General features: G+C 65.6%; 16 protein-coding genes. 9 read left to right on the top strand and 7 right to left on the bottom strand.

Annotation, left to right across the window (positions count from 1 at the left end; all coding sequences use genetic code 11):
• The first annotated feature begins 26 nt into the window (after positions 1 to 26).
• Entirely contained in the window at positions 27 to 1,331 is a 1,305-nt protein-coding gene (locus IGW04_RS19055; protein WP_194714679.1) for a TRAP transporter large permease, read from the top strand.
• A gap of 39 nt (positions 1,332 to 1,370) precedes the next feature.
• On the top strand, positions 1,371 to 2,150 hold the full coding sequence (locus tag IGW04_RS19050) for a hypothetical protein (protein ID WP_194714678.1): 780 nt from the start codon (positions 1,371 to 1,373) through the stop codon (positions 2,148 to 2,150).
• A 214-nt stretch (positions 2,151 to 2,364) separates the two neighbouring features.
• Here the strand turns inward: IGW04_RS19050 and IGW04_RS19045 are convergent, their stop codons facing one another.
• Positions 2,365 to 2,820, bottom strand: a complete 456-nt coding sequence (locus tag IGW04_RS19045) for a fasciclin domain-containing protein (RefSeq protein ID WP_194714677.1) — start codon at positions 2,818 to 2,820, stop codon at positions 2,365 to 2,367.
• Between the two features lie 251 nt (positions 2,821 to 3,071).
• Between IGW04_RS19045 and IGW04_RS19040 the strand changes: the two genes are divergently transcribed.
• A complete protein-coding gene (locus tag IGW04_RS19040) occupies positions 3,072 to 4,058 on the top strand; it encodes a MerR family transcriptional regulator (RefSeq protein ID WP_194714676.1) in 987 nt (328 codons plus the stop codon).
• 16 nt (positions 4,059 to 4,074) lie between these two features.
• Here IGW04_RS19040 and IGW04_RS19035 read toward each other — a convergent pair whose 3' ends face one another.
• Positions 4,075 to 5,631, bottom strand: coding sequence for an AMP-binding protein (locus tag IGW04_RS19035; protein WP_194714675.1), 1,557 nt, complete (start codon positions 5,629 to 5,631; stop codon positions 4,075 to 4,077).
• Between the two features lie 218 nt (positions 5,632 to 5,849).
• Between IGW04_RS19035 and IGW04_RS19030 the strand changes: the two genes are divergently transcribed.
• Positions 5,850 to 6,827, top strand: a complete 978-nt coding sequence (locus IGW04_RS19030; RefSeq protein WP_194714674.1) for a Bug family tripartite tricarboxylate transporter substrate binding protein — start codon at positions 5,850 to 5,852, stop codon at positions 6,825 to 6,827.
• A gap of 27 nt (positions 6,828 to 6,854) precedes the next feature.
• On the top strand, positions 6,855 to 7,709 hold the full coding sequence (locus IGW04_RS19025) for a DUF6920 family protein (protein ID WP_194714673.1): 855 nt from the start codon (positions 6,855 to 6,857) through the stop codon (positions 7,707 to 7,709).
• On the opposite strand, the gene IGW04_RS19020 is transcribed toward IGW04_RS19025, so the two are convergent.
• Entirely contained in the window at positions 7,706 to 8,617 is a 912-nt protein-coding gene (locus tag IGW04_RS19020; RefSeq protein ID WP_194714672.1) for a LysR family transcriptional regulator, read from the bottom strand. The two genes, IGW04_RS19025 and IGW04_RS19020, sit on opposite strands and share 4 nt — an antisense overlap.
• A 98-nt stretch (positions 8,618 to 8,715) precedes the next feature.
• Between IGW04_RS19020 and IGW04_RS19015 the strand changes: the two genes are divergently transcribed.
• Entirely contained in the window at positions 8,716 to 9,879 is a 1,164-nt protein-coding gene (locus IGW04_RS19015) for an acyl-CoA dehydrogenase family protein (RefSeq protein WP_194714671.1), read from the top strand.
• 65 nt (positions 9,880 to 9,944) lie between these two features.
• On the opposite strand, the gene IGW04_RS19010 is transcribed toward IGW04_RS19015, so the two are convergent.
• Positions 9,945 to 10,103 carry a hypothetical protein gene (locus IGW04_RS19010; RefSeq protein ID WP_194714670.1) on the bottom strand — a complete coding sequence of 53 codons (159 nt, stop codon included), beginning with the start codon at positions 10,101 to 10,103 and terminating at the stop codon, positions 9,945 to 9,947.
• A 707-nt stretch (positions 10,104 to 10,810) separates the two neighbouring features.
• Between IGW04_RS19010 and IGW04_RS19005 the strand changes: the two genes are divergently transcribed.
• From IGW04_RS19005 to IGW04_RS18995, 3 genes are all read left to right on the top strand, one after another.
• Entirely contained in the window at positions 10,811 to 11,065 is a 255-nt protein-coding gene (locus IGW04_RS19005) for a hypothetical protein (protein WP_194714669.1), read from the top strand.
• A gap of 95 nt (positions 11,066 to 11,160) precedes the next feature.
• Positions 11,161 to 11,445, top strand: a complete 285-nt coding sequence (locus tag IGW04_RS19000; RefSeq protein WP_194714668.1) for a hypothetical protein — start codon at positions 11,161 to 11,163, stop codon at positions 11,443 to 11,445.
• Positions 11,446 to 11,597: 152 nt separating this feature from the next.
• Positions 11,598 to 12,371 carry a PP2C family protein-serine/threonine phosphatase gene (locus IGW04_RS18995; protein ID WP_194714667.1) on the top strand — a complete coding sequence of 258 codons (774 nt, stop codon included), beginning with the start codon at positions 11,598 to 11,600 and terminating at the stop codon, positions 12,369 to 12,371.
• A 4-nt stretch (positions 12,372 to 12,375) separates the two neighbouring features.
• Here IGW04_RS18995 and IGW04_RS18990 read toward each other — a convergent pair whose 3' ends face one another.
• Genes IGW04_RS18990 through IGW04_RS18980 form a run of 3 tightly spaced genes read right to left on the bottom strand, consistent with a single transcriptional unit; the run spans position 12,376 to position 17,538 of the window.
• Positions 12,376 to 13,671, bottom strand: coding sequence for a sigma-54 interaction domain-containing protein (locus tag IGW04_RS18990; RefSeq protein ID WP_194714666.1), 1,296 nt, complete (start codon positions 13,669 to 13,671; stop codon positions 12,376 to 12,378).
• On the bottom strand, positions 13,668 to 16,727 hold the full coding sequence (locus tag IGW04_RS18985) for an ABC transporter transmembrane domain-containing protein (protein ID WP_194714665.1): 3,060 nt from the start codon (positions 16,725 to 16,727) through the stop codon (positions 13,668 to 13,670). Before IGW04_RS18985 ends, IGW04_RS18990 begins: the two co-directional genes overlap by 4 nt.
• Before the next feature lie 58 nt (positions 16,728 to 16,785).
• Positions 16,786 to 17,538, bottom strand: coding sequence for a peptidylprolyl isomerase (locus IGW04_RS18980; RefSeq protein WP_194714664.1), 753 nt, complete (start codon positions 17,536 to 17,538; stop codon positions 16,786 to 16,788).
• Positions 17,539 to 17,888: the final 350 nt, after the last annotated feature.

Genomic DNA, 17,888 nt, shown 5'->3' with positions numbered 1-17,888 from the left:
CTGGCAACCAAGAAGGGAAGGCATCCATGGATCTCCTGATTACCGCGTTGCTGATCGCGGTGCTGTTCGCAATACTCGCTTCCGGCGTCTGGATCGGGCTGGCCCTGTCGGGCGTTGCCTGGATCGCGATGGCGCTGTTCTCTGCCCGCCCCGCCGGCGACGCCATGGCCGTCACCATCTGGGGCGCATCCTCTTCCTGGACCCTGACCGCGCTGCCGCTGTTCGTGTGGATGGGCGAGATCCTGTTTCGCACCCGGCTGTCGGAAGACATGTTCAAGGGCCTGGCGCCGTGGCTGGAGAACGTGCCGGGCCGGCTGCTGCACACCAACGTGATCGGCTGCGCCATCTTCGCCGCGGTCTCGGGCTCGTCGGCCGCCACCTGCGCCACCATCGGCAAGATGACCATTCCCGAGCTCACCCGGCGCGGCTACCCCGAGGACAAGATCATCGGCACGCTGGCCGGCGCCGGCACGCTGGGCCTCTTGATACCGCCGTCCATCATCATGATCGTCTACGGCGTCTCGGCCAACGTCTCGATCGCGCAGCTGTTCATTGCCGGCATCGTGCCCGGGCTGCTGCTGGCAGCGCTGTTCTCCGGCTACATCGTGGTGTGGGCGCTGGGCCATCCGGACGCGATACCCCCTGCCACCGAGAAGCTGACGTTCATGCAGAAGCTGCATGCATCGCGCCACCTGGCGCAGGTCGGCCTGCTGATCGTGCTGGTGCTGGGCGCGGTCTATTCGCCCTGGGTCACGCCGACCGAGGCGGCCGCGGTGGGCGTGCTGGGCGCGCTGATCCTGTCGGCCGCGCAAGGGTCGCTGAACCGGCAAACCTTCATCGACAGCCTGATGGGCGCCACCCGCCTGTTCTGCATGATCGCGCTGATCCTGTCCGGCGCGCAGTTCCTCACGCTGGCGATGGGCTATCTCGGCCTGCCGCGCCACCTGGCAGAGTGGATCGCCTCGCTGGGCCTGTCCACCGCGATGCTGATCGCCATGCTCACTGTGTTCTTCATCGTGCTCGGCTGCTTCCTCGATGGCATATCGATGGTGGTGCTGACCATGGGCGTGATCCTGCCCACGGTGGAAAAGGCCGGCATCGACCTGATCTGGTTCGGCATTTTCATCGTGCTGGTGGTGGAAATGGCGCAGATCACGCCGCCGGTGGGTTTCAACCTGTTTGTGCTGCAGGGCATGACCAGCAAGCAGATTCCCTGGATCGCCAGGGTGACCGTGCCCATGTTCCTTCTGATCGTCGCCGCACTGGTGCTGATCTACGCATTTCCCGACCTGGTGCTGGGCCTGCCGCGCTCGATGCGGGCCGGCGGATGATGCCGGCGCAAGCCGCATGCCTGAGCTGAAGGCCAGCGCATGCTGCTGATCAGGCTGCTGCTGGTGCCCGTGCTGGTGGTGCTGCTGACGCTGGCCGGCCGCCGCTGGGGTCCGGCGGTAGCCGGGTGGCTGACCGGCTTTCCGATCGTCGCCGGCCCGATCCTGCTGCTGATAGCGCTTGAACAGGGGCCGGCATTCGCGTCGCATGCCGCGCTCTGGTCGCTCTCCGTGGTGCTGGCCAATGTCTGTTTCGGCATCGCCTATTCATGGGCGGCGAGGCGCCTGCCCTGGTGGCTGTGCCTGGTGGCGGGCAGCATCGGCTTTGCCGCCGGCGCGCTGGCGCTGTCGTGGCATCCGCTGCCGCCGTGGCCGGCGCTGGCGCTGACGCTGGCCGGCCTGTGGCTTGCGCCACGCGCCTTCCCGCGCGTGCAGCTCGACACGCCGCTGCCAGCGCCAGCGCGCGGCGAACTGCTGGCGCGCATGCTGGCCGGCGCGGCCATGGTGGCTCTGGTCACCTTCCTGGCCCAGCGCCTGGGGCCGCATGTCAGCGGCATTTTGACGGTCTATCCGGTGATGAGCCTGGTGCTGGCGGTTTTCTCGCATCTGCATGCCGGCCCGACGCATGCAGTCCGCCTGCTCGGCGGCGTGGTGGGCGGGCTGTATGCCTTCAGCGCTTTCTGCTTTACCGTGGGGATGGCGTTGCCGCTGCTGGGCATCGTGCCTGGCTTCATGCTGGCGCTGGTGTGCGCTCTGGCGGTGCAGGCAGTGACGTTCTGCATCCGCTATCCGCAGCTTCGCGCCAGCTGGCGCAGGCGTTGAGACGCTGTTGGCCTGACTGGCTTGAACGAGGCCGGGCATATAGGCCCCGGACCAAGTGCGCCGATCGCCGTTGCGGGTTCGGCGAAGCGCCGCAACGCAGTGCCGGGGTCAATCCGGCCGGCGTCGCCAAGCCAGTCAGGACAACAGCGCCACAGGGACCAGCGCGGGCAGGCCTTGAGGCCGGGACGCCCACCCGCGCTGGCTTGCTGCAGGCTTACTGCGGCATGATCACCGAGTCGATCGCGTGGATCACGCCATTGTCGGCGGCGACGTCCGCCTTGACGACGGTGGCATTGTCGATGCCCACCTTGCCGCCATTCATGCTCACCGTGATCGGGCTGCCCTCAACCGTCTTGACCTTGCCGGCCTTCACATCGCTGGCCATCACCTTGCCCGGCACCACGTGGTAGGTCAGCACCTTGGTCAGCGCCGCCTTGTCCTTCAACAGCGCGTCGAGCTTATCCTTGGGTATCTTGGCAAAGGCCGCATCGGTCGGCGCGAACACGGTGAATGGTCCCGGCCCCTTGAGCGTATCGACCAGGCCGGCTGCCTGCACCGCCGTCACCAGGGTGTTGAACGAGCCCGCCGACTTGGCGGTATCGACGATGTCGGCCGCCTGGGCCAGGCCGGTTGCGACAGTCAGTGCAGCTGCGATGATGATTTTCTTCATTCTCTACTCCTTCATGTGGACGACGAGACAGCGCAAAAGAGCGCGCTGGAAACGGAACCATGCGGATCAGCCGGCGCCCGCCGGTTCGGGCCGGCGGATTAGCGTTGCCTGCCAGACTGGCCTTGCACCTGCTGCATTGCCGTGCTGGCCATGCTGAACCGCTGAGCCTGCAAGTTAGGCGGAAAAGTCCTGGCTGTCCAGCTTTTGTCCCATTATAATCGCGTCATAAACGGTTCAATAACGGTTCAAACATGTCGGATTCGATTCAGATCAAGGAAGTTTCCGGGGACCCATCCGAGCGCAAGGGCATGCATCGCACGGGCGTGGCGGCGCGGCTGGCCGGCTTGCCGGTGGAAACCTTGCGGGTCTGGGAGCGCCGCTATGCCTTGTCCGATACCGACCGCTCCGCGCATGGCCAGCGGCTTTATTCGGCGGAACAGGTGCGCCGGCTTGGCCTGCTCAAGCAGCTGGTGGACCAGGGACACCCGATCGGCGTGCTGGCCGGCCTGCCGATGCGGCAGCTGGAGGAAATGACGGTATCGCAGGCACTGCCCGCGGCTGCGACGAACCAGCTGATGCGGGTCGCCCTGCTTGGGGAGAGCCTGATCCGGCGGCTCGCCGCCGGCGGCCGCGACAGCCTGGGACTGGTGGTGCGCGCCAGTTGCGCCCAGCTGGCGCAGGCGGAATCGGTATTGCAGGATGCGGATGCCGACCTGTTGCTGGTGGAGCTGTCCGAACTCGATGACAGTGCCGTGCCGCGGATCATCGCCGCCCGGCGTGCCTGCGGCGCCGTGGCCGTCGTGGTGTTGTACCGGTTCTGCGCCAGCGCCACGATACGCCAGTTGCGCGCGCAGGGCTGCCTGGTGGCGCGGGTGCCACCGGAACTTGGCGAGCTATTGCTGCTGTGCAGGGCGGCGCTGGCAAATGCCCGGCCGCCGCTGCGCGAGCGCGGCCCTGTCGCCGCAGCGCCGCGTCCGCGCCGGTTCAGCGACGAGGCGCTGCTGGCCATGGCCGGTGCCGCCAACAGCGTGGACTGCGAGTGTCCGCGCCATCTCGCCGACATCGTGATGACGGTGGCAAGCTTCGAGCGCTACAGCGCGCAGTGCGCATCGCGCAACGAGGCCGATGCGCAACTGCACCAGGCGCTGCAGCTGGCTGCCGGCCAGGCGCGGACGATTCTGGAAGAAGCGATGGAAAGGCTGGCGCGGACAGAAGGCCTGCCGCTGCCACCCGCCTGAGCGGGCCAGGACAGCGCTAGGCGACGCGCCGTTCCTGTCCGACCCAATAGCGCTCCCTGACCTCCTTGCGCGACAGCTTGCCGTTCGCATTCTTCGGCAGCTCGCTGACGAAATCGATCGAGCGTGGCTTCTTGAAGTCGGCCAGCAGGTCGCGGCAATGCGCCATCAGGTCAGCCTGGCTTGCCTCGTGGCCGGGCCGCAGCACCACCACCGCCTTCACCGCCTCGCCCCACACCGGGTCGGGCACACCGACCACGCAGGTCTCGTAGACAGCGGCATGGCGGTACAACGCCTGCTCGATTTCCGACGGATACACATTGAAGCCGCCGGAGATGATCATCTCCTTCTTGCGGTCGACGATGTACAGATAGCCATGGGCGTCCATGTGCGCCAGGTCGCCGGTATGCAGCCAGCCATCCTTCAGCGCAGCGGCGGACAGTTCCGGTTCGCGCCAGTAGCCGGCGAACACATCCGGGCCGCGGATCACGATCTCGCCAACCTCCCCTTGCGCAACCGGCTTGCCGTCATCATCGACCAGCCGCAGTTCCGATTCGCTGAAGATGCGGCCGCAGGAGGACAGCAGCGCCTCGCGTCCCTGTTCCAGCGCGATGCGATGGTCCTGCGTGCTCAACGCCACTAGCCCGCCGGTGGTCTCGCCGGCGCCATATCCCTGCGACAGCACCGGCCCGAACACCTGCCAGGCCTCGCGGATACGCGACGGTGCCATCGGCGCCGAGCCATAGGTCACCTGTTTCAGGGAACCGAGGTCATAGTCCTTCACGCGCGGATGGGCCACCAGCATGTTGATCATGGTCGGCACCAGGAAACAGGCGCTCACCCGGTAACGCTGGATAGACGCCAGGAAGGTGTCGGGCTCGAAGCGTTCATGCAGCAGGATCGCGCCGCCCTGGAACAGGTAGGGCTGGATGAACATGCCGCTGGCATGGGTGATCGGCCCGGCCAGGGCCAGCACGTCGCCCGGTTCGGCACGCAGGCGGTTCATCACGACCTTGCGCAGCGAGGCCATGCGGTTGCCCACGGTTTGCATCGCCGCCTTGAGCTTGCCGGTCGAACCCGAGGTGTAATGCAGCACGGCCAGCTCGTCCGGCGCCATGTCGACATCCGGGCTGGTCGTGCCGGACTGCGCCAGCAGCGCCTCGTAGTCCAGGAAGCCGTCGCAGGCCGCGCCAAAGGCGATGAAACTGCGTACGCTGGGCAGCGACGGCGCCAGCTCGGCGATGGCGGCGGCATGCGCCGGCCCGGCCAGCATCAGCACCGGCTCGGCATTGCCGGCGGTATCGAGCACTTCCGGGCGCGACAGCCGCGCATTGAGCGCCACCTTTACCAGGCCGGCCTTGTACAGCGCGCATTCCAGCTCGATCAGTTCCGGCCGGTTCCACGATTGCACCGCAATGCGGTCGCCCCTGTTGGCGCCCAATGCCAGCAGGGCGTTGGCCAGGCGGCTTGAACGCTCATCGAGCTGCCGGAAGGTGGTGACGGCATCATTGAAGATGATGGCGGGACTATCCGGCCAGTATTGCGCACAGCGTGTGATGAAGCGCCCTTGATTCATGAAAGTCTCCTGTTGGTCATCGATGGAAACGATGATAGGAGCGGCATGCCGGCCGGCTGATAATGCCTTGCGTGGCTTTCATAACTCTGCGGAATGGCCCGCCGCCAAGGCGCAATAACGCCGCGGCATCGCCGGGCGGCATGGCGGAATGATGCTTCGCCATCGCTGGCGGAAAATACACGCTGATCCCGGCACAACGATTCCAAAGGAGACTGAAGATGATCGGATTCAAACGACTCAGCCGCATGCTCGCCGCCGGCGCCATGCTGTCATGCGCCGCGCTTGCCGGCGCCGCCGGAAAATATCCGGACAGGCCGGTGAAGCTGGTGGTGCCCTTTTCCGCGGGCGGCCAGTTCGACATTGCCGCCCGCATGCTGGCCCAGTTTGCATCGAAGGAACTCGGGCAGGCAGTCATTGTGGAAAACGTGCCCGGCGGCGGCGGCAACATCGGCGCCGCCAAGGTCGCCGCGGCGCCGGCCGATGGCTATACCCTGCTTACGCTGGGCGGCAACCACACCATTGCCCAGGCGCTGTATGCCAAGCCGGGCTATCGCATCGAGACGGATTTCACGCCGATCTCGATGGTCACGGTGGCGCCGCATGTGGTGCTGGTCAATGCCACGCTGCCCGTCAACACTTTCCCGGAACTGGTCAGCCTCGCCAGGCGAAGTCCGGGCACGCTGAGCTACGGCAGCCCCGGCATCGGCACCTCCATGCACCTGACCTTCGAGATGATCAAGGCCAACTACGGGCTGGACATCCTGCATGTGCCTTACAAGGGCGGCGCCAACATGCTGGCCGACCTTGCCGCCGGCCAGATCAAGACCGGCATCGTCGCGCTGGCGCCCGCCAAGGAATTCATCAGCACCGGCCGCATCCGCCCGCTGGCAGTAACCAGCAAGGCACGCTCGCCGGCATTGCCGGATGTGCCCTCGCTGTCGGAGCTGGGCTATCCGGCCCTGGATGCCGGCAGCTGGATGGGCCTGGCCGGACCGAAGAACCTGCCGCCCGAGATCGTGCAGCGCTGGAACGGCATCGTGCATGCTTTCCTGGCCGATCCCGGCAGCAGCCGCAAGCTGGAAGAGATGGCATTCAGGCTCTCGCCGTACACGCCGGCGGAATTCGACAAGCAGCTGCGAAGCGAGGTCGAAGCCTATGGCAAGGTCGTCCGCGAGAACAAGATCATGGCGCAGTGACAGCGCCCTGGCCAGGAGGATGCGGCAATGCGCGAAAAGCTTCTGATTGCGGCAGGCATGCTTGCCACGGTTTCGCTAGCGGGCATCGCGCTGGGCAAGCGCCGCTGGCGGGAAGGAACGAGTGCGCTGCGCGAGCGCATCGAAGCGTCGCGCCTGCCTGTTGTGCCGGGCACCGTCGATCTCGATGCGCTCGATGCGCTGCCCGCGCCGGTGCAGCGCTATTTCCGCACGGTGCTGCAGCAGGGCATGCCGATGGTGGCCGGCGTGCGGATGCAGCATCGCGGCAGGTTCAACATGGGTGGCCAGGCAACGAGCTGGAAACCGTTCCGGTCGGATCAACTGGTTGTCACCCGCCGTCCCGGCTTCGACTGGAATGCGCGGATCATGATGATGCCGGGGCTGCCTGTCCATGTCCATGATGCCTATGCCGCCGGCGAAGGCGTGCTGCATGCCGCCCTGCTCGGCCTTGTTTCGCTGGCCGACATGCGCGGCGGCGCCGGCATCGCCCAGGGCGAACTGATGCGCTTCCTGGCCGAGGCCGCCTGGTATCCGACGGCGCTGCTGCCCGGCCAGGGCGTGCGCTGGGAAGCGGTCGATGCCGAGCAGGCGCGCGCAACGCTGACCGACGGCCCGGTGAGCGTGACCCTGCAGTTCCGCTTCAATGCCGCAGGGCTGATCGACACCGTGCGGGCCGAAGCGCGCGGGCGCATGGTGGGCAAGCGCATCATTCCCACGCCGTGGCAGGGACACTTCTGGAACTACCGGAGGCGATCCGGCATGCTGGTGCCGCTGGAAGGCGAAGTGTCGTGGCTCACGGCCGATGGCGCGCTGCCTTACTGGCGCGGCAGCATCACGGACATCAAGTACCAGGTCGCCGGCTAGAGCGCCGGCAATTGGTCAGCGGCGCAGTGCTGGCGCAGCAATTCAATGAAGCGCACCGTCAGCGGCGACAGGTAAGCGCCGCGCCGCGTGGTGATGCCCACCACGCGCGGCCAGCGCGCCTCGCTCAGCGACAGGCTCGCCAGGCCCTCGCCAAAGTGCTGCTTCAGGGTCGATTCCCCCGTCACGCTCAGCAAATCGGTTGCCCTGACCACGCTCATCAGCGAAGCGATCGATGAATTCGACTCGATCACCACGTTCGGCGGCGGCAGGCCGTGCTCGGCAAAGCGGGCTTCCACCGCGCGCCGCGCCATCACATTGGGGCCCGCCAGTATCCACGACTGCCTGGCCAGATCGTCGAAGCGCAGATGCGGCGCCGAAAACACCGGATGGCCCTCGCGCCCTACGACCTGCAGATCGTCGGTGAACAGCGGCTGCTGCTCGAAGTCGCCGTCTTCGACATGCATCAGCGCGCTGATGCAGAAATCCAGGTCGCCCAGGCGCAGTGCGGCGAACAGCTTGTCGTTCAGGCCTACCGTCACCTGCATGCGTGCCGCCGGCCGCTGCCGCAGTAGCGCCGCGCAGGCCTCGGCAAAGAAATGCTCGGCATAGTTGGGCGAGATGCCGGCCCTGATCAGGCCCACCTTGCCCAAGTACAGGTCATTGGCTTCCTTGACGGCTTCATCCAGCCCCGAGCGGGCTGTCCTGACGCGCTCGTAGAACGCCTGCCCGGCGACAGTCAATACCATGCCCTTGGCAGTGCGCTCGAACAGGGGAACCTGCAGTTCGCGTTCCAGCCGCTGGATGCCCTTGGTCAGGGCCGGCTGGGTGGCGCCCACCGCCTCCGAGGCGCGGCCGACGTGGCCGGCGTGGGCAACGGCAAGAAAATAATCCAGGTCTTCCAGTCTCACTTCATTCCCGCCCGTTATCGAAATGCCGCGGGCCATCATCACACGCTGGCTTTGGCAGTGTCAACATGGGTCATCCCAACCATACATGCGAGCTTCGAATGAACGATACCGCCCAGCCCGACTTCGCCGCACTGCGCCAGCGGCTCCATGCGTATCTGCAGGACGAACTGCTGCCGTTTGAACAGCGGCATGGCATCGGCTACGAAGACCGCCTGCCCAGGGACACCGTGCGCGGCCTGTGGCAGCGCTCGCGCGAACTCGGCCTGTATGGCCCCCAGTTGCCGCGGTCGCTCGGCGGGGCCGGCCTGTCGGTGTCGCAGCTGTGCCTGCTCAAGGATGATGTCGCCGCTTCCGGCGCCGTGCTGTTCCCCCATGTATTGGGCGACTGGGGCGGGCCGGCCCGCATCGGCAACCTGGTCAGGCATGCCACGCCCTACCAGGTGGAAAACTATATCCTGCCCTGCATACGCGGCGAAAAGGGCGCCTGCTTCGCCATGACCGAAGCCGGCTCCGGCTCGGATGCGGCCAGCATCCAGACCCGCGCGGTGCGCGACGGCGACGACTACCTGATCACCGGGCGCAAGCACTACATCACTGCGTCGGCCTTTGCCGACTTCGCCATCGTGATGTGCGTCACCGACCCCGACAAGGGCGCCGACGGCATCTCCGCCATCCTGGTGGACCTCGACCGGCCTGGCGTGACCCTTTCTTATGACTATCTGCCGATGACGGGCCAGCATGTGGATGCCGACATCGACATGCAGCAGGTCCGGGTGCCGGCGGCCAACCTGATCGGCAGCGAAGGCGCGGGCTTCAGGATCGCGATGGACCGCATCAGCGTCAACCGGCTGCTGCACTGCCCCACCATGACCGGGCTGGCGCGCCAGGCTTACCGGCTGTCGGTCGAGTATGCGCAGCACCGCCAGCAGTTCGGCGGCCCGATCAGCCGCTTCCAGGCGATCCAGCACATGCTGGCCGACATGGCCACCGCGCTGTTCGCCTGCGACAGCATGGTGATGGCCGCGGCTGCGCTGGCCGACCAGGGACGGGACATCCGCAAGGAAGCCTCGATGTGCAAGCTGTTTGTCTCGGAGCGCTGCTTCGAGATCGCCGACCGGGCGATGCAGATCCACGGCAATGTGGGGGTGACGAAAAACCATCCGGTGGAATTCATCTTCCGCCGGCTGCGGCTGTACCGCATCGTCACGGGCACCAGCGAGATCCAGCGCAATACGATTGCGAAGGAAATCCTGCGGGCCTAGCTTCTTCCTTGTACGCAGCGCAAAGCGGGAGCGGGCGGGATTTCCGGTGCAGGCCATCAGGCGCGTCAGCGCCGCCTGCTTCTTTCCTCCCGTTCCGCCTCCACCAGTTCCCAGCCCAGCTGGCGGCGGATTTCCTGGCAGCTCGGCGGCGGCTGGTGCTGCGCCTGCCGGCGCGCCATGTACTCCCTGACCTGTTCCTTGCTTGGTTTTGACGTATTGACCATTTCACACCTCCATCGGTGCAGCACCACGCAAGCCGGACTGTCCGGGACTGCCATGAACGCCGGTTTGTCGTTGTACCTGACCATAAGATAGTGCCTGGCCGCTGCAAGGAAAGGCCTTTACTGTTTCAGTGTGTTACGGCGCAGGCAGCGCTCAGCTTTCTTCAGCGGCCTCGCCGCAGCGCCTTGCCTGCGGATGCACCGATGGCAGCCAAGGCGTCCATAACATCAGCAGCGGCGCATGCAGACAGGCCAGGCATGCAACGCAAACAGCCACCGCCACAGCCTGGCCGTGCATACCGGGCATGACACCCTGGTCAGGGCTTGCATGCTTGCGGCGTCGCTGCCTGAAGTCGATCGATATCACGGTACCCATGCATCCTCCTGCATTTCTGCCCGTCCGGCTTCCAATACTTGACGCATGGAACATGCCAGGCAAGCGCACCGGCTCCCGAGCCCGCGTTGCCGGCCATGAAGCAGGTAATGTCGCCCCGCATCCGACACCCTGTCCCCGGCTGTCTGTATTCATCTTACAGCGCGGGCTGCCGATCAGGCCCGACAGGCCCGATTTCCTTTCCGGTCAATCAACAATACGGGGCTTTTTACCGGTTTTGAAGCGGCTGTGCGGGCTGGCACGGTCGATGCAATAGGGATGACGAGCCCAAACAAAAGCTCACCCAACCAACCCAACCGATTCAAGGAGCATCATCATGTTGATCATCAAAGACCTCGCCGTTTCCCAAACCCTGGATGCGAAGGCAATGTCCTGCATCTCCGGCGGCTTCAATGCCAACCTGTCAAAAATAGGCGACTTCAACCAGTCCGGCATCCTGGGCGGCAAGGGCAGCCCCAACACCCAGGTCGGCGTGTTCACCCCGGTGGTCACGCAGACCAATCTGGACATCAATGTGGATGCCAGCAGCCACGCGACCAGCTACGGCAAGATGATGCCCAAATGGTTCTGATGCAGTGATACAAGCCCGGCGCGGCGGCAACGCATCCGCAGTTCCGCCGCCCGGCTTCCTGTTGCACGCAACGAATTCGAATCAAGGAGACCGACATGGCCACCATCATGATCCATGACCTTGCCACCCTTACCACGCTGGACAGCGCATCGATGCGCGCCGTGCGCGGCGGCGATGGCGCGCCATGGGTATTTTCCTTCCGGCCTTTCCTCGAGTCGGTGGCCAGGGCGCCCGGCGCCATCGTCAACTTCTTCCAGACCAACAATATCTATACCGCCGAGCAGATGACGATACAGGCGCTCAACGTCGAGGTCGGACCGTCGGCGCCGGCTTCCACGGTGAACGTGGTGCCGACCATGGTGGGCCTGACGCAAAAATGAATCCGCCCGCGGGCACGCTGCGCCGAAACATTGAGCCAGGTTGAAAATGCTCGCCAGCGCCGCGGTGGAAGCGGCATGGCGCGACCTTATACTGTGCTTCCGCACCGCTGCATGGCACGCCCGGCCTGGCCATGCCCGCCCCGGAGACCGCCATGGCGCAAGCATCCCTGTTTCGTTGGCAATCCGCTTCCCTTTCCGATGTGGGCCGGGTGCGCAGCGTCAATGAAGACGCCTGCCTGGAGCAGCCCGAGCGCGGCCTCTGGGCCGTGGCCGATGGCATGGGCGGCCATACGCTGGGCGACGTCGCCAGCCGCATGGTGGTCGATGCGCTGGCGCGCATGAGCGGCGACGGCGACCTGGCTGCGCGCGCCGCCGAGGTCCGTGCCTGCCTTGCCGACGTGAACCGCCGGCTGATGACGGAGGCGGCCATGCGCGAGGTGCAAACCATAGGCAGCACGGCGGCGGTGCTGCTGGCTGGCGATGCGCGCTGCATCTGCCTGTGGGCCGGCGACAGCCGCATCTATCTCTACCGCGACGGCAGCCTGCAGCAGCTCACCCGCGACCACAGCCATGTGGAAGAACTGGTGTCGCGCGGCCTGCTGTCGCCCGAAGAGGCAAGGCGCCATCCGGCGCGCAACCTGATCACCCGCGCGGTCGGCGTGGCCGACCAGTTCGACATGGACGAGGTCGAACTGGGGGTGATGCATGGCGACATCTTCCTGCTCTGCAGCGACGGCCTCAGCAATGAAGCCGCGGACGAGGACATCGCGGCGCTGCTGGCCGCCCACGACGTGCGGGCCGCAACGCAGCAGCTGGTGCGGTGCGCTCTTGCGCACGGCGGCCGCGACAACATCTCGGTGGTGACCGTGCGGGCCATATCGCCCGAGCATGATGACGCCACCGCGCTGAATCCGGCGCTGGCCTGACCGGTCAGGGCTCCTGCACGGCGCCGTTTCCGCCACCCCTTCCGATGCGGAAGTCGCGCGAATGCAGGCCATGCTTTTTCAGCAGCATTTGCAGATAGGGACGATTGATGTCGCAGCGGCGCGCCAGCTCGGCGACCGTGCCGCCGACCTCGCGCAGTCCCTGTTCGAGGAACAGCCGTTCCGCCTGGTCGCTGGCGGCGCGCTTGACGTCGCCCAGCACGCCGGGCGCCATGCTGATGCGGGTTTCCCGCGGGACTTCCGGCGTGCTCGGCAGGGGCGGCCGCAGGTCATGCGGCAAATGGATCAGGTCGGCGGTGTCGCCCGCCAGGCAGGACAGGCGGTAGACCAGGTTGCGCAACTCGCGAATGTTGCCGGGGTAGCGGTAGGCATGCAGGAAGTCGCGCAGGCGGGGTGTCATCCGCAGCGGCTGCCGCTTCAGGTTCTCGGCCGCCTCGGCGCCGAAGTACGCCAGCAGCAGCGGTATCTCGTCCCTGCGATCGCGCAGCGGCGGCAGCGTGACATGGATCACGCTGAGCCGGTAGAACAGGTCTTCACGGAAGGTTCCCTGCTCGATCAGCTGCCGCAGGTTCTTGTTGGTGGCGGCGACGATGCGGGCATCGACCGAGATGGTTTCATCCGACCCTACCCGCTGTATCTCGTGGGACTGCAGCACCCGCAGCAGCTTGACCTGCCCCGGCAGCGGCAGCTCGCCGATCTCGTCGAGGAAGATGGTGCCGTGGTGGGCGCTCTCGAACTTGCCCTTGCGGTCGCCGGCGGCGCCGGTGAAGGCGCCCTTCTTGTGGCCGAACAGCTCCGACTCCAGCAGGTTCTCCGGGATGGCGCCGCAGTTGACCGAGATATAAGGTCGCTCCGAGCGCGCGCCGTTGGCATGGATCACCTTGGCCATCAGTTCCTTGCCGGTGCCGCTTTCGCCGTCGATCAATACCGGCAAGTCGGTCGGGGCCGCCTTTTCCGCCACCTCCAGCGCATCCAGCAGCTGCGGATTGTCGCCAAAGGTGCCCTCGAACACGAAGCTGCGCTCCAGCAGCGCGCGGCGGCGCTCGCCCGCGGCCTGCTTGCGCGGCGCGCCGCCGGCCGCTGCGGTCACGAAGCGCTCGGTGGTCGACAGCTGCATCACCTCGTCGCGCAGCGCGGTGACCTGGCGCAGCAGCTTCTCGATGTCGGCGCGCTCCAGACGGCTCGCCCAGCGCAGCGCCGAGCGCAGGATCTCGATCTTTTCCATCACGCCCGCGTGGGACAGCGCCGCGGCGCCGGGGAGGTCGTCGTTGCGTAGGGTCATTGGCTTCCCAGTTGCTTCTGCACCAGCTGGTAATACATGCCGCGCCGCTCCACCAGCTCCTCGTGCCGGCCCTGCTCCACCACGGCGCCTTCATACAGCACCAGGATCTTGTCGGCCCGCATGATGGTGCTGAGCCGGTGCGCGATGATGACGGCCGTGCGGCCTTTCAGTATTTCGTTCATGTTGCTCATGATGTTGCTTTCGGACTGGGTATCCAGCGCCGACGTCGCCTCGTCGAACACCAGCAGGCGCGGGTCGTGGTACAGAGCGCGCGCAATGCACAGCCGCTGCACCTGCCCGCCCGACAGGCCCATGCCGCGCTCGCCCACCACCTGCTCATAGCCCAGCGGCAGCTTGGCGATGAAGGGATGGGCGTCGGCCATCTTCGCCACTTCCTCGATGCGCCTGCGGTCCGGGCTTTCCTCGCCGCTGGCGATATTGGCGGCGATGGTGCCGGAAAACAGCAGGTTGCTCTGCATGACATAGCCGACCTGGGCGCGGTAGCTGTCCTTGTCGATCACGCTCATGTCGTAGCCGTCCACCACCAGCTTGCCTTCGCTGGGCGGATAGAAGCCCACCAGCAGCTTGGCCAGCGTGGTCTTGCCCGAACCGCTGCGGCCGACCACGGCCACCAGCTCGCCGGGGTTGATGTCCAGGCTGATGTTTTCCAGCACATAGGCGGTCTCGTTGCCGCCATAGCGGAAATACAGGTTTTCCAGCCGTATCTGGCCTTTCAGGTCGGGCAGCACGACCCGCGAGGCGACATCCCCGGCTTTCTGTTCCGGCTCCATGTCCAGCACGTCGCCCAGCCGCTCCATCGCCACGCCGGCATCGTTGAGCAGGTTCCACAAGCCCACCAGGCCCATCAGCGGCGCCAGCACGCTGCCCATCAGCGCATTGAACGCAATCAGCTGCCCGATCGTCAGCTCGCGCGCCAGCACCAGGTTGGCGCCGACCCAGAGGATGGAAATGGTGACTGCCGCATTGAGCAGCTGGCTGGCAAGCCCGACCCAGATATGAAAGGCCTGCGCGCGGTACTGGGTCTCGAGCGCCTTCACATATTTCTTCTCCCACTTCAGCCGCACCGGCCGCTCCATGCCCATGCCCTTGATGGTTTCCACGCCGCCCAGCGCTTCCATCAGGAATGCCTGCGCATCGGTCGACGCGGTAAACACCTCCCGCGCATAGGCCTTGATGCGCGGCGTGGCGATCACGGTCAGGGCCACGATGGGAATGACGAAGCCGATCAAGAGCAGCGTCAACTTGACGTTGTAGACGAACATGATGCTGAAGTAGATGAACACCATCAGCAGGTTCAGCAGCGTGGTGACGGTGGACTCGGTCAGGAAGGACCGTATCGTATGGTTCTCCTGGAAGCGCGCCAGGATGTCGCCGGTCTTGCGCTTGGCGAAGAAGGAAAAGGGCAGCGACATCGTGTGCTTGAAGAACTGCGACATCATCGCGAAATCCATGTTGCGCACCATGAAGTTGGCAAGGTAGGCGCGGATCGTCGCCATGATCTGGGTAAACACGTTGGAGATGATCAGGCCGACGATCAGCAGGTGCAGCAGGCTCAGGTTCTGGTGCACGATCACGCCATCAAGGATGTTCTGGATGATCAGGGGAGGCACGATGCCCAGCATCTGGATCACGAAGGTGGCGATGAACACCTGCAGCAAAATTTTCTTGTAGGGCTTCAGGTAGCCGACGAAACGTATCCATGGGGAACGGGTGGCGGCCAGTTGCGCCTGGTCCTGTCCCGGCGTGAAGACCAGGCAGGTGCCGCTCCAGCCGCGCTCGAACTCCCTGACGCTCATCTTGCGAAAGCCCAGCGCCGGATCGGCCACCCACACCCGCTCGCTGGAAATGCCGTACACCACCACGTAGTGATAACCCTCCCAGTGCACGATGAAGGGCAGCTCGAAGCCGAGCAGCGAATCGTAGGTGCACTGCATGCCGCGGGTGGTGAAGCCCAGGGTCTCGCCGACCCGCGCCAGGCTGTCCAGCGTGGCGCCTTCGGTGGTGACGTTGGCCAGCTCGCGCAGCTTGCCGAGCGTGATCGCAATACCGTAATGCCGGCACAGCATGGCCAGGCAGGCGGCGCCGCAGTCCATCTCCTCGGCCTGTTCCACCAGCGCGAAACGCCGGATCAGCCGCTCATTCAGGCCAGCGCGCGACTGCAGGTCCAGCACCACCGGCCGCTTGCGGCGCTCGGCCAGGCGCTTCTGCCGTTCCAGTTCGCGCTCGATGTGGCGCATGCGCTCTTCCAGCACCTCGCGCAGCCTGGGGTTGCGTTCCAGCACCTGGTGGATGGTCTTTTCCGGAATCACCAGCAAGGTCGTATCCGTCACGGCGATGGCGGAGGCCATCTGTTCCTGGCGCATCAGGCAGGCCTTCTCGCCGAACAGCTCGCCCTGCCCCAGCACCGCCAGCGGATACTCGCTGCCGCCGTCGCTGCGCACCAGCCGCACTTCGCCGCTGCGGATCACATACAGCCGGCGGTCCTCGCGGCTGTCCTGCTTCAGGATCTCGCGGCCGGCCGCAATGCGCTTGACGCCGACGCTGCGCACCAGTTCTTCCATTTCTTCCTTGCCGACCTTGCCGCGCAGGTCGAACAGACGCGTGACAAAGCCACCGGCGGAGCTGATGGCGACATAGCTGGTGATGAAGTCGCGCGCAGGCAGGTTGCCGGCAATCACGGGCGCGATTGCCGCGCGCGGTATCACCAGCAGTTCGGTCTTGCCCGAAGCGCGCACCGACGACTCGTGCCGGTATTCCCTCAGCATGGCAAGCTCGGCAAAGAAGTCGCCCTGCTTCTTCACTCCCATGCTGATTTCCTTGCCGGCCTCGACGGTGAACACCCGCACAGAGCCGGATTTCACCAGCATCAGGCCGGGCGCGGCATCGCCGGCGCTGCAGACCGTGTCGCCGAAGCCATAGGTGCGTATTTCCGCCTGCGCAGCCAGCGCTTCCAGTTCGGCAGGCGCAAGCGGCGTCAGTATCTCGGCTGACGCCAGAACGCCTGCAAGGGACTGCTGGACGGAAGGGGTGTTCAATACGCGCCTGCCTTTCCGAGATTTTCTGGCCGAACCCTCCCGGCGCGCCGCCGCCGGGTTACTGCACTTCGATCATGTGTTCCTGCGCCCGCGCCAGCAGCCACTGCTCGCGCAGCAGCCGCCTGATCTCGGTGGCGGTGTCCGCGTCCAGCCGCGCCGGATGGCGGGCGCATACCTTGAAGATTTCATGGCTGCCGCGGTCGGCCGAAGGGAACGGCCCCAGCAGATCGCCCGGCGCGGCATTGAACACCTTGGCTTCGATGTCGCTGCGCAGCGAGCCGCGCAGCACGCGGCCGATCACGCCGCCACGCTCCCGGCTGTCGGCCACCGAGTGTTCCGCCGCCATCTCGGCGAAGCTGTCCGGGTCGTCGGCCAGGTAGGCCATCAGCTCGCGCGCCTTGCCTTCGCTGTCGACCACGATATGGCCGATCTCCATCGCATCGAAGCGTGGCGAATTGAGCTTGAAATAGTCTTCCACCGCGCGTTCGCTGCACACCCTGGCCAGCGCCTTGTCCTGGTACAGACTGTCCGTGATGAATTTCTCGAATTCATCGAGGCTGACGTTGATCGCATCCAGATAGCGGTTCATGTCGGCGGCGCGGTGCAGGCCGCGCACGCGCCGGTACTGGTCCGCGCGCTCCTGGATTTCTTCCTGGGTGACCGTGACATCCTGCTGCCTGGCCGACAGCGCGGCCACCTTGTCGCGGACCAGCTGGTCCAGCAGGCCTTCGAACTGGCCTGTGAGCTTCAAGGTACGGATGAATTCTTCGGTGCTGATAATTTCGTCGTCGATACGCACGATCGTCGCCATGGCATCCTCTCCTGAGGGCGAAATGCGGGTTGGCGCCGGCATCGGGGCGAACATCGCAGGCCGGTTCCCGCAAGTCTATGACTTGCGCATGCGGCTCGCGTGATATCGCTCAATACCGGCGCGACATGGTGGTGAAGTGCCGCCCCGATCGCAGGGCGCAATACCCGAAGGGCATTACGCCATCTCCGCCTGGCAGCGATCCGTCTTCACGCCGCGGCATTGCCGCGTCACAGCATCGGGATGGACATGGTGGTGCCGTTGGCCCAGGTGCCGATGATGTCGCCGTTCACATAGGTCAGCTTGATGGGCTTTTCCTTGGGCAGCGTGGCCTGGGTCTTCTCGCCGCCGAT

The sequence above is a fragment of the Noviherbaspirillum soli genome (genome assembly GCF_015352955.1).
Lineage (GTDB): Bacteria > Pseudomonadota > Gammaproteobacteria > Burkholderiales > Burkholderiaceae_D > Noviherbaspirillum_A > Noviherbaspirillum_A soli.
This window is presented reverse-complemented; position numbering and strand designations above follow the sequence as displayed.